Raw genomic sequence first — 25979 nt, 5'->3', positions numbered from 1 at the left:
CCTTCAGGCGCGATGCCGTTCCTCAAACTCATAGCCGTAGTCATAAGACTTCAACGGCGTTGGAGACAGCTCATACGTGGCTTTGCGCAGGAAATCCATCATCTTGCGCGTATCCTTGCTGAGCGGGTCCAGAATGTCACGGCGTATCGGCTCTCCGATCACGACTTTCACCGGTGTATCAACGCGTTTCTTGAACTCTTTGATCAGCAGGCCCATCCGCAAAGTACTGTGCAGATGGCTGGCGATCTGAAACAGACGAGACGTGTGGCCATCAAAGAAAACCGGGACAACTGTGGCATTCGATTTGGCCACCATCCGCGCGGTAAACCCGCGCCAACCCGGATCCATGGGGTGGGAAAACGGCTTAACCCCGGTGCTGACCGTCCCGCCGGGAAAAATGCCGATCGCCCCGCCTTCGCCCAGATAGCTGAGCGCGGTTTTGCGGGTCTCAAGGTTCAGCTGCATCGCCTCTTTCGTTTCATCAAACGAAATTGGCAGAATGATGCGATTCAGGTCTTCGGCCTTGCGAAACACCCGATGGGCCAGAATGCGGAAATCACCCCGTGTCTCGGACAGGATATGTCCCATCATCAGGCCATCCAGAATTCCGTAGGGATGATTGGCAATCAGGATCAGAGGACCGTCTTTCGGAACATTCGAAAGCGATCCCCCTGCCACGTCCAGTGTCAGCCCATAACGTTCAACCATCACGGCCCAAAAGTCGCGCCCATTGGCAACGTCTTTCTCGTACCCGTCCGCACGTTTGATCAGGCGCATACGGCCTGTGGTGTTCTCCATCAGCTTGATAACCATCCGCCCGCCTTTAGTATCGGCGGAATGCGCGTAGGAAATGTCGCGAACGGCATGACGACGAGAAGGCATATGGGTCTCCGGTTTGTTGCCTGCAAAATAGGTGCAAGTAACAATTTTGCCTAGCTATCGTGACACGCTTGTGACGTTTTATTCCGCTGCAGTCTGCAACCCTGCCCCCCCGCCGCGAATGACGGCCAGCAACTCCTCGCGCCGCTTGGCTGCTTTGGCCTCGTTCTCGCGCAATACCGGGCCAAATCCACGGATATCCAGCGGCAAACGGGCCAGGGCGGCAATCGCATCGCGCGTGGTCTGCGACACAAGCGGCAGAACTTCGCGCATGTCCTTTTCATATTGACGGATCAACGCACGCTCCATCCTGCGTTCCGACGAATAGCCAAATATATCCAGCGGCGTACCGCGCAGCGCCTTCAACCGGGTCAAAAGCTTCAATGGGCCAATGACCGACTCCCCGAAAGCACGTTTGCGCGGTCTGCCGTTGCTGCCCGATCCCCCCAAAAAGGGCGGGGCCAGATGGAATGTCATCTTGAAATCGCCATCGAACTCGGCAGCCGCTTTGTCACGGCTTGTCAGAAGAAGGCGCGCGACTTCGTATTCATCCTTGTAGGACAACAGCTTGTGATAGCCTTTTGCCACCGCTTCGCGGATATCCGCATCCTCAACACTGTCGACCAGCTTGCGATACCGCTTGGCCAGCCGCGCACCTTGGTAGTCGGTCAGATGGCTTGCGCGGAATTCGATCTTCTGATCCAGCGATTTGGGAATCTCGGTCACGGTCGGGGACAGAATGGACTGTACCTCTGCCGGATGAAGAACCGCCCAACGCCCGATATCAAACGCACGCTTGTTCCGTTCAATCGTAGTTCCGTTCAATTCGATGGCATCAAAGATCGCCTGATGGCTGACGGGCAACAACCCGCGCTGCCAGGCCGCGCCAAAGATCATCATGTTGGAATAGATCGAGTCGCCCATCACGGCGCGTGCCAACTCGGTCGCGTCAAACAGCGAGACATCTTCTTTCAACCGAGCCTGGAGGGCCAGTTCCAGCTGGTCGGCAGGAATGCGGAACTCGGTATTGCGCGTAAAGTCGCCTGTTACCGTCTCATGGCTGTTCACAACGGCGCCTGTACGGCCAGTGCGCGTCAGGCCCAATGTTTTGGCTCCGGCGGATACCACCAGATCACCGCCGATCAGTGCATGAGCTTCGCCGGTTGCGACACGGATGGCGCTGATGTCTTCGGGTGCATTGGCCAGACGGCAATGGATGTGTACCGCGCCGCCTTTCTGCGCCAGGCCCGCCATTTCCATCATGCCCGCGCCTTTGCCGTCAATCTGGGCAGCCTGTGCAAGAATTGCGCCCAGCGTGACAACACCGGTTCCCCCGACACCCGTGATCACCACGTTATGCGTACCGCTGATCTTGGGCAGCACCGGCATCGGCAGGTCGGGCAAGTCGATTTCGGTTGTTGCCTCTTTGCGGATCTTCGCCCCCTCAAGCGTAACGAAGGACGGGCAAAAGCCGTTCAGGCAGGAATAATCCTTGTTGCAGCTTGACTGATCGATGGCGCGCTTGCGCCCGAGTTCTGTTTCCTTGGGCACAATCGACACGCAGTTCGATTGCACCCCGCAATCGCCGCAGCCCTCGCAAACATCGGTATTGATGAAGACGCGCTTGTCCGGGTCCGGGAACGTGCCGCGTTTGCGGCGGCGGCGCTTCTCGGCCGCACAGGTCTGAACATAAACGATGACCGAAACACCCTCGATCTCGCGGAACTTCTCCTGCACCTGCATCAGTTCCGCACGCTCGAACGTCTGAACACTCGACGGCAGAGCCTTGAAGTTTACGTCTTCCTTTTCGTCATAGACCAGAGCAACCTCACGGACACCCATGGCTTTGACTTCGGCAACGATCCGTTCTGCGGTCAGATCGCCTTCATTCTCCTGCCCGCCCGTCATGGCGACTGCATCGTTGAACAGGATCTTGAAGGTGATGTTCGTACCCGCAGACAACGCCGCGCGGATCGCCTGAACGCCCGAGTGGTTATAGGTGCCATCGCCAAGGTTCTGGAACACGTGTTTGGTGGTCGAAAACGGGGCCTCACCGATCCAGTTCGCGCCTTCACCGCCCATCTGGGTAAAGCCCGTGGTGTTCCGGTCCATCCACTGAACCATGTAATGACAACCGATTCCTGCATAGGCACGGCTGCCATCCGGGACTTTGGTCGAACTGTTGTGCGGACAGCCCGAGCAGAAATACGGAAGCCTTGTTGCGATTTCCTGTGCGTTGTCGGCCCGGCGCGCCTCGGACAAAGAGGCCAGCCCGGCCCGAATACCATCGGTTTCACGCCCTTCTTCGATCAGGATTTCACCCAGCTTTTCAGCAATCATGATCGGGTCGAGCGCGCCACGGGTCGGAAACAGTTCGTCGCGGTGCAACGTACCGGCACCGCCCTTGTACCACCCATAAACCCGGCGGCCGCGACGGTCGTCAAAGATAGCCTCTTTGACTTGAACCTCGATCAGCTTGCGCTTTTCCTCGACAATCACGATCAGGTCCAGCCCTTCGGCCCAGTCGTGGAACCCGACCATGTCCAGCGGGAAGGTCTGCCCCACCTTGTAGGTCGTGATCCCCAGCCGTTCGGCTTCGGATTCATTGATATTCAATAGCGACAGCGCATGGGTCAGGTCCAGCCAGTTCTTGCCCGCCGCAACAAACCCGATCTTTGCACCCGGTTTGCCCCATATCCGCCTGTCCAGCTTGTTGGCATGCGAAAACGTCTCGGCTGCAAACCTTTTGTAGTCGATGACACGCGTTTCTTGCAGGTGCGGCGTGTCCCCAAGGCGGAAATTCAAACCGCCTTCCGGCATATCGAAATCAGGTACGACGACCTGCATTCGGTCGGGGCGACCATCCACAACCGAGGTAACCTCGATTGTGTCCTTCATGGTCTTTAGCCCAACCCAAACCCCAGCAAAACGGCTGAGCGCAAAGCCGTAAATTCCGTAGTCGAGGATTTCCTGCACACCCGCCGGGCTGACGACAGGCATATACATATCTACCAGTGACCATTCGGACTGATGCAACACGGTCGAGCTTTCGCCGGTATGGTCATCACCCATCGCCATAAGCACACCGCCATGCTTGGCGGTTCCGGCCATATTCGCGTGGCGCATGACATCACCGGACCGGTCTACGCCCGGCCCCTTGCCGTACCAAAGCCCAAAAACCCCATCGAACTTGCCGTCGCCGCGCAAGCCGGCCTGTTGGCTGCCCCACAGCGCCGTTGCCGCCAGATCTTCGTTCAATCCGAATTGAAACGTAACATCGCTTTGGGACAACTGCCTTTGCGCCCGCATCATCTGCTGATCAACAGCGCCAAGTGGCGAGCCACGATATCCAGTCACCAGCCCCGCAGTGTTCAGTCCCGCCTGCCGGTCTCTGGCCTTTTGCATCAGCATCAACCGGACAAGTGCCTGTGTTCCGTTCAGAAGAACGGGGCTTTTCTCAAGATCGAACCGGTCGTTTAACGTAATCTGTGGCTGACTCATCAGACGTCTCCCCTCGCCAGATCAGTGTGCATGTACTCAGCGCATTTTAGGTCATAATTTCTGACCTGTATAGGTTTTATGCACTGAACTGTAACGATTTCGGCCTTTGATTGTAGAACTTGTTACCTGTTTCATATAGGCGTTCGAAAAGATAACGAAAGTTGCGGCGATGGATTGGGACAAGCTTAGAATATTTCACGCGGTGGCCGATGCGGGCAGCCTCACACATGCCGGGGACAAGCTCAATTTGTCTCAATCCGCCGTGAGCAGACAGATCCGTGCGCTGGAAGAGTCGTTGGATGCCACCCTTTTTCACCGTCACGCCCGGGGGCTGATTCTCACCGAACAGGGTGAATTGTTGTTCGACGCCACATCCGCCATGTCAAAACGGCTGGACGCAGCTGCCGCACGCATTCGCGACAGTGAAGAAGAGGTCTTTGGCGTTCTTCGGGTCACGACGACCTTTGGGTTCGGCACACTGTGGCTCGCCCCTCGCCTGCCCAAGCTTTATGAACAATATCCTGATCTGAACATCGACCTGATGCTGGAAGAACGAGTTCTGGACCTTCCCATGCGAGAAGCGGATGTCGCCATTCGCATGAAGGAACCCAGCCAGGCAGATCTTGTGCGAAAACGCCTGATGACGGTTCAGATGGCGCTTTACGCGACGCACAACTACATCGAAGCCCATGGTGGAATGCTGAAATCTCTGGAGGATATCCAAAATCACCGGCTGATCTGTCAAACACCCGCGGCACCCCAGGTGGGCGCCAGCGCGGCCATGGTTCGCCACCTTATGACCTACAATCCCGCATCCCTGTTGACGGTAAACAACTACTTCGGCGTCCTTCAGGGAGTGTTGCACAATCTCGGCATTGGGGTTCTGCCAGATTACGTCACACAGGATTTCCCGCATCTTGTGCCAGTTCTGTCGGATGTCGAAACCGCTGACGTGCCGGTCTATCTGGCTTATCCCGAAGAACTCCGACACTCCAAACGTGTCGGGGCGTTCCGCGACTTTGTGCAGGACGAGATCATCGCACAGCGCAAACAACTGAAAAAGATGGGAAAACTTTAGCTATGCATAAATGGCATAGCGGGCATGAGGACATTTCAGGGTTAAATTCCTTGAACGTTTACAATCTGACCCCTAAATGAGCACTCGAAGGCGGTGATGCTGAAACGCTCATCATCTTCATACCTCCCTGTTGGACTACGGCCGAGCTTATTGCTCGGCCTTTTTTTTGCTCTAGGCGTTGCATCAAGTCAGCGAAAGCTCTGGGAAAAATACACGCATAGGCATATGATCCCAAAAAAACGAGATAATTTCGTGTTCGAGGGAGAATCATGTTCCACCCATTCCGCCTTATGTTGGCGATTGTCTGCACTCTATTTTTGGCGGTTCCGCTTTATGCGCAAGATACCGGCTCAACTTCTTCAGTGACCATTCCGGACGATCTAACACCTGAGCAGGTCGATGGTCTGGTTGCCCGCATGTCAGATGACCAGGTGCGCGCCATTCTGTTAGAGCGCCTTGATGCGGTCGCCGAAAAGCAGGCTGCCGAGAAGGCGAACGTGGAAGACCCGCTGACCGAAATCAGTGAGATATGGGCCGAGATGGTCTCGTCCTGGACACATGTTCTGACCACGCTTCCCAATATTGTCACGGCACAGATAACTGCGTTTGGCAATTTCAGCGACACGTTTGGAACGTCCGGCGTCCTTACCCTGTTTGGGCTTATTCTTTCTGTGTTGATTGCGGGTTTCATAGCCGAGAAACTGTTCATTTTCCTGACCCGTCGCTGGCATGAAGCGACCGAAGTTGGGGATGAGGCCGATCTCAGGGGCGCCATCAGTTACCTGTTCCGCAGGTTCTGCCGCGAAATTGCCGGGCTGATCGTGTTCTATGTTGTCATTCGCGCGATTGGTCGCGGGCTTCTGACACCCGAACAGATCACTTATGCCGCTCCGTTTGTTTTCTATCTGATCTGGATTCCACGCCTGGGGGCTGCGGCCTCACGTTTTGTTCTGGCACCGGAGAAGCCAAAATATCGGCTGGTGAGTATTGACGACCATTGGGCAAAATATCTGCATCGCAATCTGATCGGGCTGTTGATCCTGATCGGGTTCACACTGTTTGTTGTGCGATTCAACGCCCTAAATGGTATCACAGGGGACGACACACGCATCGCCTTCTGGCTGAATGCGGCAATCCATGTCTATATCGCCGTCATCGCTTGGACCGCGCGCGACGGGTTGTCTCAGATGATGCTGGGAACAGACCCGGACCGCACAAAATTCGATGAAGAAGTTGCGCATTATTATCCCTACTTCGCCATTGGCGTTTCGGTGACAATCTGGCTGCTGGTCGAATTCCTGGTCGCGCAACGCGATCCGTCGACGCTCAGATTGCTTGGAGGTGGTGCGCATTTCACAACCATGTTCTGGTTGCTGATTGCCCCTGCCCTCGACACTTTGATCCGCGGGCTGGTGCGCCACTTGCAGCCGCCAATGTCAGGAGAAGGCCCGCTGGCCGAACGCGCTCATCGCGCGGCCAAGCGCAGCTATATCCGGATTGGGCGGGTTATTGCGGGTTTGGTCGTGGTTTTCATGATCGCCCGCACGTGGCATCTTGACCTGCGCAATGTCGCCTCGGCCGGTGTCAGTGCCGAAGTTGGCGGCGCTGTCATTGAATTCCTTCTGATCATTGCGGTCGGCTACATCCTGAACGAGGTTGTTTCACTATGGATCAACCGCAGGCTGGCCAAGGAACAGACCGCAGCTGAAGCAGTCGACGAGGAAGCAAGCGGTGAAGGCGGCGGTGCCGGGGGCTCTCGTCTGGCGACGGTTCTGCCGCTGATGCGGATTACGGCCCAAGTCACAATTTCGGTAATCTTTGGCCTGCTGGCCTTGGGTGCGCTGGGTATCAACATCACACCGCTTCTGGCCGGTGCCGGTGTTCTGGGTCTGGCCATCGGCTTTGGTGCTCAGAAACTGGTGGCGGATATCGTCGGTGGTGTTTTCTTTCTGGTCGATGATGCCTTCCGCGTCGGCGAATATGTTGATGTGGGCGGAACCACCGGGACGGTCGAAAAAATCTCGATCCGCTCGATGCAACTGCGCCATCACAGGGGGCCTGTGCACACAATCCCTTATGGTGAAATCCAGAAGCTGACGAATTACAGCCGTGACTGGGTGATCATGAAGCTGAAATTCACCGTGCCCTTTGATACCGATCCCAACAAGGTCAAGAAAATCTTCAAAAAGATCGGGGCCGAGATGATGGAGGACGAAACCCACAAAGAAGGCTTTCTGCAACCGTTCAAATCGCAGGGCGTGTTCGACTTCGACGATGTGGGCATGATCATTCGCGGTAAATTCATGGCCAAACCGGGCAAGCAGTTCACCTTGCGCAAGGAAATCTTCAACAAGGTCAAGGCCGAGTTCAAGGCCAACGGCATCGACTTTGCCCGCCGCGAGGTGCGCGTTGCAATTCCCGGGCTGGAAGAGGTCGAGCATCTGACGCCCGAACAGAAGACTGCTGTTGGCGCCGCAGCTGCTGCCGAGGTCAACAAAGACCAGGGATCGGCGTAACCTTCGGGGTTTACGTCGGCGATTTGCAGCAGGACTGCTGTACGGTTATTCGGAACCGGCTGTGATGCCGGTTCCGTTTTTCTTTGAAAGACGCGACCTGCGCCGACTTGACCCTTTCCACACGCGCGTGCTTGCCCTACAAGGCGCGCAATCTCGGCCCACTTGGACACAGGACAGAAGATGCAAGAGCCCGCCATCACACCCGATCTGATTGCCGCACATGGGCTCAAGCCCGAGGAATATGACATGATCCTCGAGATCATCGGGCGTGAACCGACCTTTACCGAGCTTGGCATTTTCTCGGCTATGTGGAACGAACATTGTTCTTACAAGTCGTCGAAGAAGTGGTTGCGCACTCTTCCGACCTCAGGGCCTCAGGTCATTTGCGGACCGGGCGAGAATGCCGGTGTTGTGGATATCGGCGACGGTCAGGCCGTTGTTTTCAAGATGGAAAGTCACAATCACCCGTCTTACATCGAGCCCTATCAAGGCGCGGCAACGGGTGTCGGCGGCATCCTTCGGGACGTGTTCACCATGGGTGCCCGCCCGATCGCTTCGATGAACGCGCTGTCCTTCGGTGAACCCGGCCACCACAAAACCCGCCAGCTGGTCAACGGCGTGGTCGAAGGCATTGGCGGCTATGGCAACTGTTTCGGTGTGCCTTGCGTTGGGGGCGAGGTCCGCTTTCACCCGGCTTACAACGGCAACTGCCTTGTGAACGCCTTTGCCGCCGGTTTGGCCGACAGCGACAAGATTTTCTACTCTGCCGCGTCGGGCGTGGGAATGCCTGTGGTTTATCTGGGTGCCAAGACCGGACGCGACGGTGTTGGCGGCGCGACGATGGCCTCGGCCGAGTTTGACGACACCATCGAGGAAAAACGCCCTACTGTTCAGGTGGGTGATCCCTTCACAGAGAAACGCCTGATGGAAGCAACGCTTGAGCTGATGCAGACCGGTGCCGTGATCTCGATTCAAGACATGGGTGCTGCGGGCCTGACCTGTTCCGCGGTTGAGATGGGCGACAAGGGCGGTCTGGGCGTACGTCTGGATCTGGAAAACGTCCCCCAGCGCGAAGAGAACATGACAGCTTATGAAATGATGCTGTCCGAATCTCAGGAACGCATGCTGATGGTTCTCAAACCCGAACTTGAGGCCGAGGCCCGCGCCGTGTTCGAAAAATGGGATCTCGATTTCGCAATCGTTGGCGAAACCATTGCCGAAGACCGCTTCCTGATCATGCACAACGGTGAGGTCAAGGCCGATCTCGTCCTGTCCAAACTGTCTTCGACCGCGCCCGAATATGATCGCCCTTGGGTGCCGACGCCCGAAGCCGAAGAACTGGCTGAAGTGCCTCAGATCGACCCGATTGACGGCCTGCGCGCCCTGCTATCGTCGCCCAACTACGCGGGCAAGCAGTGGGTTTATGAGCAATACGACACGATGGTGATGGCGGATACAAACCGGACACCGGGCTTGGGTGCGGGTATGGTGCGCGTGCACGGCACCGACAAGGTGCTGGCGTTTACCTCTGACGTGACCCCGCGCTACGTCCGCGCCAACCCGGTTGAAGGCGGCAAACAGGCGGTGGCCGAAGCCTACCGTAACCTGACGGCTGTTGGGGCGAAACCGTTGGCTACCACCGACAACCTGAACTTCGGCAACCCGGAAAAGCCCGAAATCATGGGCCAGTTTGTTGGCGCTATTCAGGGCATCGGCGCCGCAGTCGGCGCGCTGGATATGCCGATCGTGTCCGGCAACGTGTCGCTGTATAATGAAACCGACGGTCAGGCGATCCTGCCCACCCCAACAATCGGCGCTGTCGGGCTGCTGAACCACAGCGATGAAATCATCGGCAACGAGGTGCGTGAGGGTCACGTGGCTTTGGTGATCGGTGAAACCAAAGGCCATCTGGGTCAGTCAGCCCTTCTGGCCGAAGTCTTCAACCGAGAAGATGGCGACGCGCCGCATGTGAATCTGGACGCTGAAAAACGCAACGGTGATTTCATTCGCGCCAATCGTGGAATGATCAAGGCCTGCACAGACCTGAGTGATGGCGGCCTTGCGCTGGCGGCCTTCGAACTTTCCGAGGCCGCCGGGGTTGGCGTGTGCCTGGATGATGCACCGACGGAATTCCTGTTCGGGGAAGATCAGGCGCGGTATCTGGTCGCGTGCAACTTTGATCAGGCCGAGGCGTTGATGATCGCGGCGGGTCAGGCAGGTGTGCCGCTGGTCTCGGTTGGCCGTTTCACCGGCGATACGATCAGGATCGGCGGCTCGGAGGCCTCGTTAGAAGACTTGAAGGCCATTTTCCGCAACAGTTTTGCCGACGCCGTCGCCTGATCAGGCTATAAAAATCTCGCTCGAAACCTGCGCCCTGAATAAGCGCAGGTTTCGTCGTTTTGGCACATTCATGTGCCCTTGCGCGCCCGGTTCAGGCGCTCTACATCTTTGGAAAGACCTTCAGGAGTTACCTACATGCCGATGAGCGCCCATCAAATCGAACACCTGCTGCGAGAAGCTTTTCCTGATGCGGATATTCAGGTCGGCGGCAACGACGGTGTTCATATGTCCGCCATGGTGGTGGACGAGAGCTTTCGCGGCAAAAACCGGGTGCAGCAACAACGCGCGGTTTATGCCGCGCTGAAAGGCAAGATGGATGGCCCAGATGGTGAGCTGCACGCGCTGGCGCTGACGACGAAAGTACCTGAGTGAGTGCAACCGTCTGGATATACGGCATTTGTGGACTGATTGCCTTTGCCGGCAGCGCCTTTATTATCAGATCGGCAATGAAAAATAGGCGCTCCGACAAAATTCGGGGTGTGAAACCTGGTCACGGAGACCAATTGATAGACCACGGAACCGTGTTGGGAGGCGGCGGTGGTCATGTAACCGTGTCTCGGGTCACCAGAGACCCACAGGCCTACGCCAAAGCGATGGTTCCCAAAAAATGAGTTCATGGCAGGTTTGGATATCAGCAATCGCAGCTTTGATAGTTGCCGCCGCGCTGATCGAAGCCTATGTGAAGCGGAACAGAAAACGCAACCTCGCCGACATGCGTCCAGATCCGGGTGAACTCAGCAAAGTGGGCGGCCTTGAGAGGTACGGGCTTGATCCGGTGGAAATGGCGCAGGCCGAACACCGGCGGCTTGAAACGGAAGGATGGGCACCCAGTTTGCCCAGTGATGGAACAATCCCCGCAGGTGCGGATGTAAAGGAAAAACAAGATGACCGACGTTAAGACCCAGATCGACCAAACCGTCAAAGCCAACGATGTGGTGCTGTATATGAAAGGCACCAAGGAAATGCCGCAATGCGGGTTCTCCTCGCGCGTGGCTGGCGTGTTGAACTACATGGGCGTTGAATACACGGATGTGAACGTTCTGGCCGATGAAGAGGTGCGTCAGGGGATCAAGGATTATTCCGACTGGCCCACTGTGCCCCAGCTTTACGTCAAAGGTGAGTTTGTTGGCGGCTGCGATATCATCACCGAGATGACTCTGTCGGGCGAACTGGACGCGTTGTTCGACGAAAACAACGTCGGCTACAACAAGGAAGCAGCCGACAAAATTCGCGAAGCAAACGCGTAATCCAGCCTAACGGCTGGAACAACCCCGGTAGATCTCCTGCTCAACGGCGGCGCCTGCCGCCAAATAGCTTACGGACGCGTCCCACCCTTTCGAACGCAGGATGTAGGTTCCACCATCACCAATGGATTCGTAGCGGATACCAGACCCGCTTTGGACCTGACGCATCACAACCAGAGAATTGTCCACCAAGGTTGCCGCTGCACCTGTACTACCCGGCGCGTTGAAATAGGTGACAGGCAGCGGTATTCCGTTTTCACAGGTGAAGGTGACAGACAGAATATCGATCTCAGCCAATGCTGTTGTCGCGGGCGCAATCAGCGCCACCGCACAGATGAATTTGCGCAGGAACTTCATCGTGCCTTTTTCTCCTCAACTACTGCGGCCAGCGCTTCGGCCCGTGCGGCCAGTTCGGCCAGCGTATCTGTAACGGATGGTGGAACCACAGCCACTTCAATGCGCTCAGGTTCGGGCGCCGGGGCGCTTCGCAGCGCCTGAAGCTCGGCTTCGGCTTCGGCCAGTTTCCCTTCGAGCGATTTGACCTTGTCCTCTGTCGCCGCAGTCTTGTCGGCCAGCATCAAACCGGCCATCAGCAACATGCGGGATTCCGGCATACGACCGATCTGATCGGACAGCACCTGCGCCTCGTCGTCCAACACTTTGGCGGCAGCGTGCAGAAAGGGCTCTTCCCCGTCCCGGCAGGATACGTCAAAACCGCGCCCGCCGATATGAATGGTCACTTCGGGCATTACTCTACCTCACCTTCAACAAGTTTCGCCTGCGACAGCAGAGGTTCCAACCTTGCAAGAACGGCCTGCGCTTCGGCGGCGTCTGACGCCTGCGCCGCGCGCGTTGCTTCCAGTTCCGCGACGGTGGCCCGGTTCAGCAGCTCGGCATCTGCGACACCTTCGGCGGCGGCGGCGCGCAATTCGTCTATCGCAGTGCGCAACTGCTCGTTTGCCTTGCGCATCCGTTGCAGATCGTCGTCCAGCCGCGACATTGCAGCGCCGTGGCTGGTCCGTTCAGCGCGCAGCATCTCAAGCTCGGCGCTCAGGTCGTCGACGCGAACAGTGTCTGACAGTTCTTCCTTTAGCCGGCTGTTTTCCGCCTTCAGCGCCTCCAGCTCGGTGCTATTGTCCAATGCGGCCTTGGCTTCGGCCAATTCAGCGCGCGCGGCTTCGACCGATGCGATTTTCGCACGGGCTTCTTCCAGCTCGGATCGCAGAGCGTCTGTTTCGGCTGTATCGGCCGGAGCGGTTCGCAACTCCTCAAGATCGGCACGCAACCCGTCCACTTCCTGTTCGTGCTGTTCCTTCAGGGTTCTCAGACGTTCCTGAAGCTGCGCGTTCGCAACTTTTTCATCTTCAAGCGCTGCCTGGAGGCCGTCATCTGGCCGGGCATCTACGGTCGCACCGCCCAATGCGTCGACGCCCGCTCCGATACGGTCCATCGCCGCAATAATGCGGTGCTGTAATTCCTCAAGTTGGCTCATGCCCCTGTCACCTCTTTATCAAGGTTCATTCTGTTGCGAAGCGATCCGAATCAAAATCGAATCCCGCCTGCCGCCAGTCTAACGGAATGCGACAGAAAATACCCACTGTTTGCTTTCAACCACTTGGGCCACGCACTTCAAGCAATCCAGGCGGATAAACCCCGGTTCTGCTTGCACTTTGAGTGCTGAGTGGTATTGAGCCCGCAATCTGCTTTTTATCCAAAGGAACAACGCCCGTGGACCTGACTGCGCTGCGCAATGCCAACCCCGAACACTGGGACAAAGCTGCGGCCATCCGCACATTGACCCTTGATGCCGTCGCCGCTGCAAACTCCGGACATTCCGGTATGCCCATGGGCATGGCTGATGTCGCCACCGTCCTGTTCGAAAAGCATCTGAAGTTTGACGCCTCGGCCCCGAACTGGCCGGATCGCGACCGCTTCATCCTGTCCGCAGGCCATGGTTCGATGCTGGTCTATTCGTTGCTGTACCTTACGGGATATGCAGATGTGACGCTGGAGGAGATCAAGAATTTCCGCCAGTTGGGCGCAAAAACCGCAGGCCACCCCGAAAACTTTCTGGTCGCTGGTGTTGAGACCACGACCGGCCCGCTGGGTCAGGGTATCTCGAACGCCGTGGGCTTTGCGATGGCCGAAGAAATCCAGCGTGCACATTATGGCAAGAAGGTTGTTGACCACTATACCTATGTCATCGCGGGCGACGGTTGCCTTATGGAAGGCGTAAGCCAGGAGGCAATCACCCTGGCCGGCCGTCACGAGCTGAGCAAGCTGATCGTTTTCTGGGACAACAACAACATCACCATCGACGGCACCGTCGACATCGCGGACCGCACCGATCAGGTTCGCCGCTTTGCGGCGTCGGGCTGGCATGTGATCGAAATCGACGGTCATGACCCCAAGGCCATCGACGCGGCCATCGTTCAGGCGAAGAAGTCGAACAAGCCGACCATGATCGCGTGCGAAACCCACATCGCTTTGGGCCACGCGGCTCAGGACACGTCAAAGGGGCACGGTGCGCTGACCGATCCGGATCAGCTGAAGGCTGCCAAGAAGGCCTATGGCTGGACGCATGACGCGTTTGACGTGCCTGCCAATGTCAAATCCGCATGGGAAGCCATCGGTGCGCGTGGCGCTGCCGAGCGTGCGGAATGGGAAGCGCGTTTCGCACAACTGTCCGAGCGTAAGCAGGCTGAGTTCACCCGCGCCTATGCGTTCGAGACCCCCAAGCGACTGGCTGGCGCCATTCGTGCCTTCAAAAAGCAGATGTCCGAAGACCAGCCAAAACTGGCCACCCGTTCGTCGTCGGAGAAGGTCCTGAACGTTGTGAACCCGATCATGACCGAAACCGTTGGTGGTTCGGCGGACCTGACCGGATCGAACAACACCAAATCGGCCGATATGGGGGTATTCCTACCGGAAAACCGCAAGGGTCGCTACATCCATTACGGTATCCGTGAACACGGCATGGCGGCCGCGATGAACGGTATGGCGCTGCATGGTGGTATCCGTCCCTATGGCGGCACGTTCATGGCCTTCACAGATTATGCCCGCCCGTCCATGCGTCTGGCCGCGCTGATGAAGATCCCCAGCGTCTTTGTGATGACCCATGACTCGATCGGTCTGGGCGAAGATGGCCCGACCCACCAGCCGGTTGAACATCTGGCGATCTCGCGTGCAACCCCCAACACTTTTGTGTTCCGCCCCGCTGACACCATTGAAACGGCCGAGGCATGGGAACTGGCGCTGACCTTCAAGGAAAGCCCCTCGGTCCTGTCGCTGACCCGTCAGGGTGTTCCAACGGTTCGTACCGAGCACAAGACCAAGAACCTGACCGCTCAGGGTGCTTACGTTCTGGCCGAGGCAGAAGGTAAGCGTCAGGCGATCCTGATTGCAACAGGTTCCGAAGTGTCGCTGGCCATGGAAGCCAAAGCGACGCTCGAGGCCGAAGGTATCGGCACGCGTGTTGTTTCGATGCCCTGCATGGAGCTGTTCGCAGAGCAGGACGAAGCCTACCGCAAGCGCGTCCTTCCGGCAGGTCCGGTCCGCGTTGGTATCGAAGCCGCGGTTCGTGCTGGCGGCTGGGATCGTTGGTTGCTGGGTGAACGTGGCCGCGAAGCCAAAGCCGGGTTCATCGGCATGTCGAGCTTTGGTGCCTCGGCCCCTGCCGGTGAGCTATACAAGCATTTCAGCATCTCCGCCGAAGCAACCGTGGCCAAGGTCAAGGAATTGTTGGGGCTGTAAGCTTATACCAGAACAATCAACCAAAGGGCGGCTTCAGCCGCCCTTTTCCGTTTCTTTTCAGTGCGCTTTGGACTTGCCGAACAAAGGCATGATCACCTTGGTGGCCATTGGGATCAAAACCAGTCCCCAGGCTAGGCCCAGAACTCCGTCCATTGTCGCTTTGGCCAGCCATTTCACCGCAGCGGCCCAGTCCTCGGGCGCTGAATATGCAATCGCTTTGGCCCAGTCATAGATCTGATGCTGCAGCCAACCAAAACCAAGCACTTCCAGACCGTGGATGACGATCGAGCCACCGACCCAAAGCATCGCCGCAGTTCCGACAACGGACAATGTTTTCATCACCCCGGGCATTGCCTTGACCAACCCTCGGCCCAGACCGCGACCGATAGGTGTTGGCGCGTTCTGCGCCAGATAAAGCCCAACATCATCCATCTTCACGATCAGAGCCACCGACCCATAGACGGCCACCGTCACGCCGATCCCTACAACGGCCAGCGTCGCGGCCTGCATCCAAAGGTTTGGCGCTTCGATCGCCGCCAGTGCAATGGTCATAATCTCGGCTGAGAGGATAAAATCAGTTTTGATCGCGCCCTTGACCTTCTGCTCTTCCAGATGGCCCGGATCCCGGTTTTTCATGTCTTCCTCTATGACGTGACTTCCATGAGGAAACAGAACGTGAAAAATCTTCTCGGCACCTTCAAAACACAAATATGATCCACCCAGCATCAACAGTGGGGTGATCAGCCACGGGGCGAAATTGGCCAGCAGCAAGGCTACCGGCAACAGGAGTATGATTTTGTTGAAAACCGAACCGCGCGCGATACGCCAGATGATCGGCAATTCGCGCGCCGGGGCAAAGCCTTGAACGTATTTTGGTGTTACCGCAGCGTCGTCGATGATCACACCGGCCGTCTTGGCCCCTGCCTTGCCCGCCGCGGCCACGACATCGTCCACCGATGTCGCCGCAACCTTGGCGATCCCGGCCACATCGTCCAACAAGGCCAAAAGACCACTCATTGCGTTTCCTTTCCCAATCACTGCCGCATCTGGACCCTACCTGATCCAACGGCTAGCGCAAGCGTTAGCGCAACCGTCGCAGGTTTGCGCTAACACCTTAAAAATATGCCGTTTTTGCCCTTTTGAGATTCCCATTTCGCCGCTATATGGCCCTCAACGCAAGCGCATCAGGAGACGTCACATGACCATCAAGGTCGGTATCAATGGTTTTGGCCGTATTGGCCGCTGCACCCTGTCGCACATCGCCGCGTCGGGGCGTAACGACATCGAAGTGATCAAAGTCAACGCAACCGGCCCATTGGAAACCTCTGCGCATCTGCTGAAATATGACAGCGTTCACGGGCGGTTCCCGCGCGAAGTTTCGATCGAAGGCAACACAATGGATCTGGGCCGTGGCCCGATGCAGATGTTTTCCACCTACGATATGAATGAACTGGACTGGGAAGGCTGTGACGTCGTTCTGGAATGCACCGGTAAATTCAATGACGGCAACAAGGCCAAAACACATCTGGATCGCGGTGCAGGTAAGGTGCTGTTGTCCGCTCCCGGCAAGAACGTGAACAAAACCATCGTTTTTGGTGTGAACCACAACACTCTGACCGCGAACGACAACATGGTGTCGAACGGCTCCTGCACCACCAACTGCCTGGCCCCGCTGGCCAAGGTGCTGGACGAGGGCGTCGGCATTGAACACGGTATCATGACCACCATTCACGCCTATACCGGCGACCAGCCCACGCTGGACCGTCGTCACAGCGACCTCTATCGCGCCCGCGCTGCCGCAATGTCGATGATCCCGACCTCAACCGGTGCGGCCAAAGCTTTGGGTGAAGTTCTGCCAAACCTGAAAGGCCGTCTGGACGGGTCTGCCATCCGGGTCCCTACCCCGAACGTTTCAGCGGTTGACCTGACCTTCCGCGCGTCGCGTGACACCTCGGTGGCCGAGATCAACGCAATCGTCGAAGAAGCAGCCAAGGGCCCGATGCAGCGCGTTCTGGGATATGAGCCCGCACCGCTGGTATCAACCGATTTCAACCACACCGAAGAAAGCTCGATCTTCGCACCCGACCAGACCCGTGTCGTCGATGATCGCATGGTGCGCGTGCTGGCCTGGTATGACAACGAGTGGGGTTTCTCGGTTCGCATGGCAGACGTAGCCGTCGCCATGGGACGCCTTAACTGACCCTTCGGACTTCGCTTGTACGTTGATGCCCGCTCAGGTTATCTGGGCGGGCATTTTCGTTCGGAACCGACATGAACAATCAAATTGCCATCTGGCTTGGCGTCCTTCTGCTTGGGGGCATGATGCTGGACGTAGCCTTGTATGGAACCGAGCACATGTTGTTCCTCGGTAAGAAGCTATACGACTTTCTGGACTGGCTCGCTTTTTGGCGATGACAGAGGTTTTTCTTGACATTTCGCTTGATCTGTAATTGTTAGCGCTAACTCATATGGCTGAGATATTTGTACGGAGCGAACCATGACCCTGAAACTAGCGATCAACGGATTTGGACGGATCGGGCGCGGGGTTCTGCGCGCGGTGATGGAAAGCGGGCGTACAGACGTTGAGATCGTCGCGATCAACGACTTAGGCAAGCCCGACATGAACGCGCATCTGTTCGAGTTTGACAGCGTTCATGGCCGTTATCCCAACCCTGTCACGCTTACAGACGCCGGCCTGGATGTGGGGCGCGGCCCGATCCGCCTGAGCAGTGAGCGTAATCCCGAAGACTTGCCCTGGTCTGATATCGACGTTGTTCTGGAATGCACCGGGGTTTTCCGCACACGCGAAGCGGCTGAACGTCACTTCAAGAACGGATCACGGAAAGTCCTGATCTCAGCCCCTGCACGGGGTGACGGCGGTGTGAAAACCATCGTCTTTGGCGTCAACGACAGCGAGTTGACGGCCGAAGATCTGGTCGTTTCGAACGCATCCTGCACCACGAATTGTCTTTCTCCCGTTGCCGCTGCTCTGGACGCAGGTCTTGGTATCAAACATGGCAACATGACCACCGTTCACGCTTACACCGCCAGCCAGCCTGTGCATGACACGGTTGGAAAAGACCCCTACCTGTCGCGCGCCGCAGCCCTGTCGATGATCCCTACCACAACCGGTGCAGCCGCCGCTGTGGGGCTGGTACTGCCGCAACTCAAGGGCAAATTGACGGGTCAGGCCATCCGGGTACCAACCCCGAATGTTTCAGTCGTTGATCTGGTTGCCGAGGTTTCGCGCCCAACGACCGAAGATGAGGTCAATCAACTGTTCATTGATGCCGCAGCAAAGATTCCCGGTGTTCTGGCGGCGGAAAGCCGTCCTCTGGTCTCGGTCGATTTCAACCACGACTCGCACAGCTCGACGGTGTCACTGGCAGAAACCAAAGTCACCGACGGTACGCTGGTTCGCGTGTTGGCCTGGTATGACAACGAATGGGGCTTTTCGAACCGGATGCTGGATACGGCCGCCGCGATGGGCGCCCTAGCCTAACCGCTCACGCAGTGCCGCATTGACACGGGGCGTGACGAATTTCGACACGTCTCCGTTCAAACGGGCAATTTCTTTCACCAGTTTTGAAGCAATCGCCTGATGGCGTGCCTCGGCCATCAAAAAAACAGTCTCGATCGAGTCGTCCAGTGCGCGGTTCATACCAACCATCTGGAATTCATACTCGAAATCCGCGACAGCGCGCAAACCGCGGACGATGATCTGCGCACCGACATCCCTTGCGCAATCGATCAATAGATTTTCGAAGGGATGAGCGATAATTTCAGTGCCGGTTTGTTCGGTCAGTTCGGCGCATTCGGCCTCGATCATCGCGACGCGCTCTTCCAGCGAGAACAACGGGCCTTTGTCCCGGTTGATGGCGACGCCAATGACAAGTTTATCCACCAATGCAGCCGCCCGGCGAATGATATCGATGTGCCCTATGGTGATAGGGTCAAAGGTTCCCGGATACAAACCAACCCGCATCACGCCCTCCTGCGCAATAAAATTTCTGCGCAAGCAAACACAACTTTGCTGCAGGTGCAAGTGATTGCTTTGGCACCCCTTGCTGTTAGTGCCCCATTATCATGCCTTCCAGGGCATCTTTTTCCATCGCCAGTTCGGCCAGCTGGGCCTTTACCACGTCACCAAGTGTGACGATGCCGATCAGTTTACCGTCTTCGACAACCGGCATATGGCGAAAGCGCCCTTCTGTCATGCGGGCCATGATATCCTGAACCGAGGCCTGACGCGTCGTCGTGATCAGGTCCTGCGTCATGTAGGATTTTACAGGCAGGTCGAGACAGCCACTACCGCTGGCGGCAAGCTCGCGGACGATGTCGCGTTCAGACAGAATTCCAATCGCGGTTTCTCCGCCATCGTCAGAAACAACAACCGTCCCGATCCGCTTTTCCGCAAGAATCTTCGAGGCTTCTGAAACCGTCGCCATTGGCGCCACCGTTACAACGCCGTCTGTCGCTTTGGACGTCAGGATAGCCTGTACCAACATGAAGAATTCCTCCGGAATAATAACACTTATTCCAAAGCGTTGCGCGATTGTGGCGACCTGTCAAGCACCGGCATCTGCTTCCAATCGAAGCACTTCCTCGCGAATGCCGCGCGTCAGGGCATCGGCAAAGCGGTTCAACCGTTCGTTGCGCTGATCTCCTTCATGCCGAACCAGATAGAAACTGCGCGTCAGACTCACTTGATCCGTCAGGATTTTCCGAAGCCCCGGATGGAACGGCAACGTAAAGTCATGCGCCACGCAAACGCCAGTTCCCAAACTGACCTGCCGCAATTGCACCGAGACCGAGTTCGATGCAAGCGCGACACGGTCAACCCCAATATCGTTCAGGTAATCCAGTTCGCGGTCAAAGATCATGTCGGGAATGTAACCGATCAACCGGTGCCCCTTGAGGTCAGCGACCGAGTGGATTGGTTCGTGACGTTTCAGATATTCATCGGTCGCGACCATATGCAGTTTGTAATCACTGACTTTCTTGACCAAAAGCTGCCCTGCGGTTGGCGCGCTGACAGTCACGGCCATATCGGCCTCGCGACGGGACAGGTTGATCACCCTCGGCAGAGCCAGAATCTGAATATCCAGTTCCGGGTTTGAATCACTGATCCTGGCGCAGACCTGGGGCAACAGGTAATTTGCGCTGCCATCTGGCGCGCCGATCCGGATTTGCCCGCTGAGTGATTTCGTGGATCCCGCCACGGCTCCGGCCGCTGCGCGCATCGCCTCTTCTGCATGCAACCCATGCTCCAACAGGCGCTGCCCTGCCGGTGTCAGGACATAGCCCTGCTGCGACTTGGTGAACAACGCAGAATCCAGCGTCGTTTCCAATCGCGCAACACGTCGCCCCACGGTGGCGGGATCGATTTTCAGGATACGACCAGCGGAGGAAAGACTTTCCTCGCGCGCCACGGCCAGAAAGATCCGCATATCGTCCCAGTTTGGAGTCACACCGTTTCCTTTTGCATTTTTGCAAAACTCTTTTGAGACATTGCCTCTGTTCGCGGGATTTCTGCAAGCCTATTGTGCGCACAAATCTATCGGAGGAGTTATTGATGCAAGATCTGACCCATTTCCTGAACGGCGAAATGGTCGCCGGTACATCCGGTCGTTTCGACAACGTCTACAACCCGGCAACGGGCGAGGTTCAATACAAGTGCCCGATGGCAAGTGCTGCGGAAACCACGGCGGCGATTGAGGCCGCAGCCGCTGCCCAGCCGGAATGGGGCGCAACCAACCCTCAGAAACGTGCACGTGTCATGATGGCAATGGTCGGCCTGATGAACCGCGACATGGACAAACTGGCCGAGGCACTAAGCCGCGAGCACGGCAAGACCATTCCCGATGCCAAAGGCGACTTGCAGCGTGGTCTGGAAGTGATCGAATACTGCATCGGTGCGCCTCAGATGCTGAAAGGCGAGTTCACCGACAGCGCAGGCCCCGGCATCGACATGTATTCCATGCGCCAGCCGCTGGGTGTCGTGGGTTCGATCATGCCCTTTAACTTCCCTGCGATGATGCCCCTGTGGCATGTCGGTCCTGCACTGGCCTGCGGTAACGCCGTTGTTCTGAAACCGTCCGAGCGTGACCCCTCGGTTCCGCTGATGCTGGCCGAACTGTTTGTCGAAGCCGGCCTGCCCAAGGGTGTGTTCCAGGTCGTGAATGGTGACAAAGAGGCCGTTGATACGATCCTCGACAGCGAGATCATTCAGGGTGTCAGCTTTGTAGGATCTACCCCGATCGCTCAGTATATCTACAGCCGTGCCACCGCAAACGGCAAACGCGCCCAGTGTTTTGGTGGTGCCAAGAACCACATGATCGTCATGCCCGACGCCGATCTGGATCAGGCCGCCGACGCGCTGGTCGGTGCCGGGTTTGGCGCAGCAGGCGAACGCTGCATGGCAATCTCTGTTGCGGTTCCGGTTGGTGAAGAAACCGCGGACAAGCTGATCGAAAAGCTGATACCGCGCGTCGAAAAGCTGAAAGTGGGCCCCTACACCGCTGGTGACGATGTCGACATGGGCCCTGTAGTAACCGCCGCCGCGAAAGAGCGTATCCTTGGTCTGATCAATTCGGGTGTCGAGCAAGGCGCAAAGCTGGTCGTCGATAACCGTGATTTCAGCCTGCAAGGTTATGAGGACGGCTTCTTTGTCGGCCCGCACCTGTTTGACCACGTCACTCCGGACATGGACATCTACAAACAGGAGATCTTTGGCCCGGTTCTGTCGACTGTCCGTGCAGGTTCCTACGAAGAGGCGATCGGTCTGGCGATGGACCACGAATACGGAAACGGCACAGCGATCTTTACCCGCGACGGTGACACAGCGCGCGATTTTGCCAGCCGGATCAATATCGGCATGGTGGGTATCAACGTTCCGATCCCCGTTCCGCTGGCTTATCACACTTTTGGTGGTTGGAAAAAATCCATGTTTGGCGATCTGAACCAGCATGGCCCGGACAGCTTCAAGTTCTACACCCGCACCAAAACAGTAACCGCACGCTGGCCGTCGGGCATCAAGGAAGGTGGCGAGTTCAACTTCAAAGCCATGGACTGATTTCAGCCTGCATGACTATGGAACCCGGCCCTATTCAGGGCCGGGTTTTTGCATTTTTCCGCCGAGCAGCGTTCAAATTCCCCACGTTCACAAGAAATTCAGGTGCGTCACTCTGGAAAATTGCGACCAATGGAAATATCTTGCCGCCAAATACACATTGAGCAGTGAATTTACCGGAGGCACCCTTGTCCCACTCCCGAATAACCCGTCGTTCCGCCCTGCTGGGCGTTGCATCCCTGATGGCGACCCCCGCCCTTGTTCGGGCCCAAAGCACGGACGCGTTTCCGGAGACAGAAGACGCGATCAGCACACAGTTACCGGTACGGCGCAATGTATCATCCTTCGCGCAACAAAACTGGCAGGATCACTTTGATGAGCTGGGCGTTGGCTGCCTGTTGGCCGACATTACCAGCCGCGCGGTTCACTATTGGGCGCCGGATGGCACCTATAAGCTGTACCCCAGCTCTGTGCCCATGAGCGAAGAGCTTACAAAACGCGGCTACACAAAAGTTGTACGCAAGACCGAATTTCCAAGCTGGACACCGACCGCCTCGATGCGCGAGCGTGACCCCAACCTGCCTATTCGGATGGAAGGTGGCGATCCAGGCAACCCGCTGGGAACGCGCGCCATGTATCTGGACTGGCCTGCTTATCTCGTCCACGGCACGCACGACACGCGCAAGATCGGTCGGCAGAGCTCGTCAGGATGCATTGGCCTGTATAACCAACACGTTGAAGAATTGTATCCACTGGTTAAGGTCGGCACACAGGTTCGTTTGGTCTAATTTACCAGCTTAGAAAAGCAAAAGCCCCGGTCATACGCCGGGGCTTTGATTTCTTGAGGAGCAGAGCATCATTCCGGCAGGATAACAGCGTCAACCACGTGGATCACGCCATTGCTGGCTTCGATATCCGCCTGTATGACCTTGGCGTCATTCACTTTGACGCCGTTTTTGGCATTCACGCTCAGCCGATCACCCTGTACAGTCAGAACCTTCGCGCGCTTGCCAGCTATGTCGCCGGACATCACCTTGGCTGGTACAACATGGTACGTAAGGATTGACACGAGTTGATCTTTGTTCTCCGGCAACAACAACGTTTCCACCGTGCCTTCGGGTAAAGCGGCAAACGCTTCGTCTGTTGGGGCAAAGACGGTGAATGGACCTTTTCCTTTCAGGGTATCTACCAAACCTGCAGCTTGAACTGCGGCAACCAACGTGTTGAACGATCCGGCCGCTACAGCGGTATCAACGATATCCGCAGCCTGCGCCTTGACCGGCATGGCAAATGCAAATGCGGCGGCGGCACCCATAAAAGTACGACGAAACATGGCTGTCTTCTCCTCTCCAGCTTGTTATGGAAAGGGGTACGGGGCTATCGTCACGCCGGATCAGTCTGAATTCATTTTTCTTTTAGCTGTACCCAGATGCTTTGAGCGCGCCCTTCAGCCAAAAAGGGGAAATTGGCGACGGCATCGGGTCGATCCTGTTGCAGGTAATATCCCGGCCAAAGCATTGAATATGCGCCAGATTGCAGCAAAGCGTGCAACATGTACTGCTCGCCCCAACCCGGACAGTCATAAAAGAACCGCTTGGGGTATTCGTAGGGCAGAAAAACATCGTGCACATGGATCACCACTCCGGGCTTCAGTGTCGGAATGATGCGGCAGAACAAGTGCGCGACGTCGTTGCTCATCCGAACAACATGGCTGGAGTCGATGAACAGGATGTCGCCGGCTTCTAGCTCTGAAAACAGCGCCGGGTCGGCGTCCTCCAGCCGTTTTTGTTCGAACCGATCAACAACTTGGGCGATGTCAGCGCGGGGATACGGATCAATTGCCGTAATGTTGGTGTCAAACCCGCCATCGATGACCGCCTGCCGGGTTACTCTGGTCGAGTTTCCGCATCCAACCTCAATCACCCGCCGGGGTTGAAAGCGTCGGATCATCAGATACAAGGCATCCGCGTCGGGGCTGTCGTAATAGCCGTTTCCAGCACGATAGCCGGTCTGATTGCGCTCAGGATCCTTCAGCGCGTCCAGCGCATGCTTATGCGCGGCGTATTCACTGACCAGTTGCGAAATATCAAACCCATCCATTCCCGGCGACAAAGCATAGACGGGGCGCGTCAGACCTCCGGCAGCCTCAAAAGCTTCCAGCCGCGCGCGCTCATCCTGTTCGGTGACCTTGTCGACCAGTTTCACACCCAGCTCATCCAGGGCGGCGTTGATCTGCGGGAATTTTCTGGGTTTCAAGTCGCTGGCTCCGTGGTCTTTGCTGCGTTATTCCATACCTTTGCTGGTCGTTCCTCTGCAAGGACAAGCCGGGCAAACCCTTGGCAAAAAGAAAATTTCCGTATTCACTGATCAAAATAACTACCGCGAGGGCCGCCATGCAGCAGGAATTCACGATCGGGATCGAAGAAGAATACCTTCTTGTAGACCGCGACAGCCTCCAATTGTCCGAAGCTCCCGAAGCGCTGATGGAAGCCTGTCAGAATGATTTCGAAGGACAGGTCAGCCCCGAATTCCTGCAATGTCAGATAGAAGTCGGCACCCGCCCGCATGCAACCGTTGCTTCGGCGCGCGAGGACCTGAAACGCCTGCGCTCCTGTGTATCGGAACGGGCTGCGGAATATAACCTGTCACCAATAGCCGTGTCGTGCCACCCTTTTGCGAACTGGAAGGATCAGCATCACACCCGAAAGGAACGCTATGATGCGCTGCAACACGCGCTTGGGGGCGTGGCCCGCCGGATGTTGATCTGCGGCATGCATGTTCATGTCGGGGTCGAAGACCGAGCCTTGCGTTCTGATCTGATGCCGCAATTGTCTTACTTCCTGCCGCATCTTCTGGCGTTGTCAACGTCCTCGCCTTTCTGGAACGGCGAGGATACGGGCCTGTCGTCGTACCGTCTGACCGTCTTTGACAATCTGCCACGTACCGGTCTGCCACCGGTCTTTGCAAGCTGGGGCGAATATGAGCGCACCACGGGTATTTTGATTGAACTTGGGGTCATCGAAGATACCACTAAGATCTGGTGGGACCTGCGCCCCTCGCATCGCTTTCCAACGCTTGAAACGCGGATTATGGATGTCCAGCCAAGGTTGGAACACACGCTTTCACTGGCCGCCCTTGTTCAGGCGTTGACCAGAATGTTGTGCCGCTTGAAAGATCGCAACTTGCGCTGGCGGCAATATGATCGCTTTCTGATAGGTGAAAACCGCTGGCGCGCGCAGCGATATGGTGTGGGCGAAGGATTGATCGATTTCGGCGATCGCTCGATCAAACCCATGTCCGACCTGATCGGTGATCTGATGGGATTGCTGGCCGAAGACGCCGAGGCACTGGGCACAATGTCGGAACTGGCCCGCCTGCGGCAGATCGCCGAAAACGGCACCTCGGCCACACGCCAGCGCCGAGTTCATGCCGAGGCTTCCGCGCGCGGGGAAGATCCTGGCAAGGCCGTCGTGCGCCACCTGATCGAAGAGTTCCACGCGGATCTTTAGACACTGGCGACAACAGTCCCCTGCCCAGAGCCATTGTTGAGCCTGCAAAATTTCTGTAAGAATTCAGAAATAAACAACTGTTCAATT

Annotated in this window: 24 protein-coding genes; 13 read left to right on the top strand and 11 right to left on the bottom strand. The window is 56.9% G+C overall.

Annotated elements, in window-relative coordinates; all coding sequences use genetic code 11:
* Positions 1 to 3 precede the first annotated feature (3 nt).
* Complete coding sequence (locus tag ACR0AD_RS03590; RefSeq protein ID WP_480481091.1) at positions 4 to 882, bottom strand: lysophospholipid acyltransferase family protein; 879 nt, start codon at positions 880 to 882, stop codon at positions 4 to 6.
* A gap of 78 nt (positions 883 to 960) precedes the next feature.
* Positions 961 to 4380 carry an indolepyruvate ferredoxin oxidoreductase family protein gene (locus ACR0AD_RS03585; RefSeq protein WP_480485741.1) on the bottom strand — a complete coding sequence of 1140 codons (3420 nt, stop codon included), beginning with the start codon at positions 4378 to 4380 and terminating at the stop codon, positions 961 to 963.
* Positions 4381 to 4549: 169 nt separating this feature from the next.
* Between ACR0AD_RS03585 and ACR0AD_RS03580 the strand changes: the two genes are divergently transcribed.
* The 6 genes from ACR0AD_RS03580 (at position 4550) to grxD (ending at position 11561) form a co-directional block, all read left to right on the top strand.
* Positions 4550 to 5458, top strand: a complete 909-nt coding sequence (locus ACR0AD_RS03580) for a LysR family transcriptional regulator (protein ID WP_480481095.1) — start codon at positions 4550 to 4552, stop codon at positions 5456 to 5458.
* A 269-nt stretch (positions 5459 to 5727) separates the two neighbouring features.
* Positions 5728 to 7974 carry a mechanosensitive ion channel family protein gene (locus tag ACR0AD_RS03575; protein ID WP_480481097.1) on the top strand — a complete coding sequence of 749 codons (2247 nt, stop codon included), beginning with the start codon at positions 5728 to 5730 and terminating at the stop codon, positions 7972 to 7974.
* Between the two features lie 180 nt (positions 7975 to 8154).
* Positions 8155 to 10314: a phosphoribosylformylglycinamidine synthase subunit PurL gene (gene purL / locus ACR0AD_RS03570; RefSeq protein ID WP_480485743.1), complete on the top strand. Its 2160-nt coding sequence runs from the start codon at positions 8155 to 8157 to the stop codon at positions 10312 to 10314.
* A gap of 135 nt (positions 10315 to 10449) precedes the next feature.
* The gene (locus ACR0AD_RS03565; RefSeq protein ID WP_267363417.1) at positions 10450 to 10686 is read left to right on the top strand and encodes a BolA/IbaG family iron-sulfur metabolism protein; all 237 of its coding nucleotides are present in this window, start codon (positions 10450 to 10452) and stop codon (positions 10684 to 10686) included.
* A gap of 235 nt (positions 10687 to 10921) precedes the next feature.
* Positions 10922 to 11212: a hypothetical protein gene (locus tag ACR0AD_RS03560; protein ID WP_480485745.1), complete on the top strand. Its 291-nt coding sequence runs from the start codon at positions 10922 to 10924 to the stop codon at positions 11210 to 11212.
* A complete protein-coding gene (grxD, locus tag ACR0AD_RS03555) occupies positions 11199 to 11561 on the top strand; it encodes a Grx4 family monothiol glutaredoxin (RefSeq protein ID WP_480481103.1) in 363 nt (120 codons plus the stop codon). The genes ACR0AD_RS03560 and grxD overlap by 14 nt, the downstream gene beginning before the upstream one ends.
* 6 nt (positions 11562 to 11567) lie before the next feature.
* On the opposite strand, the gene ACR0AD_RS03550 is transcribed toward grxD, so the two are convergent.
* From ACR0AD_RS03550 to ACR0AD_RS03540, 3 genes are read right to left on the bottom strand one after another with little or no spacing between them, the layout of a single operon-like run.
* Complete coding sequence (locus ACR0AD_RS03550; RefSeq protein ID WP_480485746.1) at positions 11568 to 11915, bottom strand: MliC family protein; 348 nt, start codon at positions 11913 to 11915, stop codon at positions 11568 to 11570.
* On the bottom strand, positions 11912 to 12307 hold the full coding sequence (locus ACR0AD_RS03545; RefSeq protein ID WP_209504034.1) for a cell division protein ZapA: 396 nt from the start codon (positions 12305 to 12307) through the stop codon (positions 11912 to 11914). The genes ACR0AD_RS03550 and ACR0AD_RS03545 overlap by 4 nt, the downstream gene beginning before the upstream one ends.
* The gene (locus tag ACR0AD_RS03540) at positions 12307 to 13050 is read right to left on the bottom strand and encodes a hypothetical protein (protein WP_480481109.1); all 744 of its coding nucleotides are present in this window, start codon (positions 13048 to 13050) and stop codon (positions 12307 to 12309) included. The genes ACR0AD_RS03545 and ACR0AD_RS03540 overlap by 1 nt, the downstream gene beginning before the upstream one ends.
* A gap of 236 nt (positions 13051 to 13286) precedes the next feature.
* Between ACR0AD_RS03540 and tkt the strand changes: the two genes are divergently transcribed.
* Positions 13287 to 15311, top strand: coding sequence for a transketolase (tkt, locus tag ACR0AD_RS03535; RefSeq protein WP_480485748.1), 2025 nt, complete (start codon positions 13287 to 13289; stop codon positions 15309 to 15311).
* A 57-nt stretch (positions 15312 to 15368) separates the two neighbouring features.
* On the opposite strand, the gene ACR0AD_RS03530 is transcribed toward tkt, so the two are convergent.
* The gene (locus ACR0AD_RS03530; protein ID WP_480485750.1) at positions 15369 to 16328 is read right to left on the bottom strand and encodes a DUF808 domain-containing protein; all 960 of its coding nucleotides are present in this window, start codon (positions 16326 to 16328) and stop codon (positions 15369 to 15371) included.
* Between the two features lie 181 nt (positions 16329 to 16509).
* Between ACR0AD_RS03530 and gap (ACR0AD_RS03525) the strand changes: the two genes are divergently transcribed.
* The 3 genes from gap (ACR0AD_RS03525) to gap (ACR0AD_RS03515) all read left to right on the top strand — a co-directional run bounded on the left by gap (ACR0AD_RS03525) (position 16510) and on the right by gap (ACR0AD_RS03515) (position 18813).
* Positions 16510 to 17511, top strand: a complete 1002-nt coding sequence (gap, locus tag ACR0AD_RS03525) for a type I glyceraldehyde-3-phosphate dehydrogenase (RefSeq protein WP_267363431.1) — start codon at positions 16510 to 16512, stop codon at positions 17509 to 17511.
* A gap of 71 nt (positions 17512 to 17582) precedes the next feature.
* The gene (locus ACR0AD_RS03520) at positions 17583 to 17726 is read left to right on the top strand and encodes a hypothetical protein (RefSeq protein WP_209596120.1); all 144 of its coding nucleotides are present in this window, start codon (positions 17583 to 17585) and stop codon (positions 17724 to 17726) included.
* Between the two features lie 82 nt (positions 17727 to 17808).
* Positions 17809 to 18813: a type I glyceraldehyde-3-phosphate dehydrogenase gene (gene gap, locus ACR0AD_RS03515; protein WP_480485751.1), complete on the top strand. Its 1005-nt coding sequence runs from the start codon at positions 17809 to 17811 to the stop codon at positions 18811 to 18813.
* Here gap (ACR0AD_RS03515) and coaD read toward each other — a convergent pair.
* From coaD to ACR0AD_RS03500, 3 genes are all read right to left on the bottom strand, one after another.
* Positions 18805 to 19296 (bottom strand): pantetheine-phosphate adenylyltransferase, encoded by a 492-nt coding sequence (gene coaD, locus ACR0AD_RS03510; RefSeq protein ID WP_209596116.1) that lies wholly within the window; start codon positions 19294 to 19296, stop codon positions 18805 to 18807. The genes gap (ACR0AD_RS03515) and coaD overlap by 9 nt on opposite strands.
* A gap of 85 nt (positions 19297 to 19381) precedes the next feature.
* Positions 19382 to 19819, bottom strand: a complete 438-nt coding sequence (locus ACR0AD_RS03505; RefSeq protein WP_480485753.1) for a CBS domain-containing protein — start codon at positions 19817 to 19819, stop codon at positions 19382 to 19384.
* 60 nt (positions 19820 to 19879) lie between these two features.
* Complete coding sequence (locus ACR0AD_RS03500) at positions 19880 to 20761, bottom strand: LysR family transcriptional regulator (RefSeq protein ID WP_480476727.1); 882 nt, start codon at positions 20759 to 20761, stop codon at positions 19880 to 19882.
* Positions 20762 to 20886: 125 nt separating this feature from the next.
* Between ACR0AD_RS03500 and ACR0AD_RS03495 the strand changes: the two genes are divergently transcribed.
* Both ACR0AD_RS03495 and ACR0AD_RS03490 read left to right on the top strand, forming a co-directional pair.
* Entirely contained in the window at positions 20887 to 22386 is a 1500-nt protein-coding gene (locus ACR0AD_RS03495) for a CoA-acylating methylmalonate-semialdehyde dehydrogenase (protein WP_209596112.1), read from the top strand.
* A 239-nt stretch (positions 22387 to 22625) separates the two neighbouring features.
* Positions 22626 to 23171, top strand: a complete 546-nt coding sequence (locus ACR0AD_RS03490; RefSeq protein WP_480486475.1) for a L,D-transpeptidase — start codon at positions 22626 to 22628, stop codon at positions 23169 to 23171.
* Positions 23172 to 23239: 68 nt separating this feature from the next.
* Here the strand turns inward: ACR0AD_RS03490 and ACR0AD_RS03485 are convergent, their stop codons facing one another.
* Both ACR0AD_RS03485 and ACR0AD_RS03480 read right to left on the bottom strand, forming a co-directional pair.
* Entirely contained in the window at positions 23240 to 23716 is a 477-nt protein-coding gene (locus ACR0AD_RS03485; protein WP_480485754.1) for a fasciclin domain-containing protein, read from the bottom strand.
* Positions 23717 to 23787: 71 nt separating this feature from the next.
* Positions 23788 to 24639: a class I SAM-dependent methyltransferase gene (locus tag ACR0AD_RS03480; RefSeq protein ID WP_480485756.1), complete on the bottom strand. Its 852-nt coding sequence runs from the start codon at positions 24637 to 24639 to the stop codon at positions 23788 to 23790.
* A gap of 137 nt (positions 24640 to 24776) precedes the next feature.
* Here ACR0AD_RS03480 and ACR0AD_RS03475 point away from each other — a divergent pair, with 137 nt between their 5' ends.
* Positions 24777 to 25892, top strand: a complete 1116-nt coding sequence (locus tag ACR0AD_RS03475; RefSeq protein WP_480485758.1) for a carboxylate-amine ligase — start codon at positions 24777 to 24779, stop codon at positions 25890 to 25892.
* Positions 25893 to 25979 lie beyond the last annotated feature (87 nt).

The organism is Ruegeria sp. BH8, assembly GCF_056538065.1.
This window is presented reverse-complemented; position numbering and strand designations above follow the sequence as displayed.

Excerpts from the sequence above, each read along its gene's own strand:
- ACR0AD_RS03590 (WP_480481091.1), bottom strand. The coding sequence starts at position 882 with ATGCCTTCTCGTCGTCATGCCGTTCGCGACATTTCCTACGCGCATTCC.
- ACR0AD_RS03585 (WP_480485741.1), bottom strand. The coding sequence starts at position 4,380 with ATGAGTCAGCCACAGATTACGTTAAACGACCGGTTCGATCTTGAGAAA.
- ACR0AD_RS03580 (WP_480481095.1), top strand. The coding sequence starts at position 4,550 with ATGGATTGGGACAAGCTTAGAATATTTCACGCGGTGGCCGATGCGGGC.
- ACR0AD_RS03575 (WP_480481097.1), top strand. The coding sequence starts at position 5,728 with ATGTTCCACCCATTCCGCCTTATGTTGGCGATTGTCTGCACTCTATTT.
- purL (WP_480485743.1), top strand. The coding sequence starts at position 8,155 with ATGCAAGAGCCCGCCATCACACCCGATCTGATTGCCGCACATGGGCTC.
- ACR0AD_RS03565 (WP_267363417.1), top strand. The coding sequence starts at position 10,450 with ATGCCGATGAGCGCCCATCAAATCGAACACCTGCTGCGAGAAGCTTTT.
- ACR0AD_RS03560 (WP_480485745.1), top strand. The coding sequence starts at position 10,922 with ATGAGTTCATGGCAGGTTTGGATATCAGCAATCGCAGCTTTGATAGTT.
- grxD (WP_480481103.1), top strand. The coding sequence starts at position 11,199 with ATGACCGACGTTAAGACCCAGATCGACCAAACCGTCAAAGCCAACGAT.
- ACR0AD_RS03550 (WP_480485746.1), bottom strand. The coding sequence starts at position 11,915 with ATGAAGTTCCTGCGCAAATTCATCTGTGCGGTGGCGCTGATTGCGCCC.
- ACR0AD_RS03545 (WP_209504034.1), bottom strand. The coding sequence starts at position 12,307 with ATGCCCGAAGTGACCATTCATATCGGCGGGCGCGGTTTTGACGTATCC.
- ACR0AD_RS03540 (WP_480481109.1), bottom strand. The coding sequence starts at position 13,050 with ATGAGCCAACTTGAGGAATTACAGCACCGCATTATTGCGGCGATGGAC.
- ACR0AD_RS03530 (WP_480485750.1), bottom strand. The coding sequence starts at position 16,328 with ATGAGTGGTCTTTTGGCCTTGTTGGACGATGTGGCCGGGATCGCCAAG.
- gap (WP_267363431.1), top strand. The coding sequence starts at position 16,510 with ATGACCATCAAGGTCGGTATCAATGGTTTTGGCCGTATTGGCCGCTGC.
- ACR0AD_RS03520 (WP_209596120.1), top strand. The coding sequence starts at position 17,583 with ATGAACAATCAAATTGCCATCTGGCTTGGCGTCCTTCTGCTTGGGGGC.
- gap (WP_480485751.1), top strand. The coding sequence starts at position 17,809 with ATGACCCTGAAACTAGCGATCAACGGATTTGGACGGATCGGGCGCGGG.
- coaD (WP_209596116.1), bottom strand. The coding sequence starts at position 19,296 with ATGCGGGTTGGTTTGTATCCGGGAACCTTTGACCCTATCACCATAGGG.
- ACR0AD_RS03505 (WP_480485753.1), bottom strand. The coding sequence starts at position 19,819 with ATGTTGGTACAGGCTATCCTGACGTCCAAAGCGACAGACGGCGTTGTA.
- ACR0AD_RS03500 (WP_480476727.1), bottom strand. The coding sequence starts at position 20,761 with ATGCGGATCTTTCTGGCCGTGGCGCGCGAGGAAAGTCTTTCCTCCGCT.
- ACR0AD_RS03495 (WP_209596112.1), top strand. The coding sequence starts at position 20,887 with ATGCAAGATCTGACCCATTTCCTGAACGGCGAAATGGTCGCCGGTACA.
- ACR0AD_RS03490 (WP_480486475.1), top strand. The coding sequence starts at position 22,626 with ATGGCGACCCCCGCCCTTGTTCGGGCCCAAAGCACGGACGCGTTTCCG.
- ACR0AD_RS03485 (WP_480485754.1), bottom strand. The coding sequence starts at position 23,716 with ATGTTTCGTCGTACTTTTATGGGTGCCGCCGCCGCATTTGCATTTGCC.
- ACR0AD_RS03475 (WP_480485758.1), top strand. The coding sequence starts at position 24,777 with ATGCAGCAGGAATTCACGATCGGGATCGAAGAAGAATACCTTCTTGTA.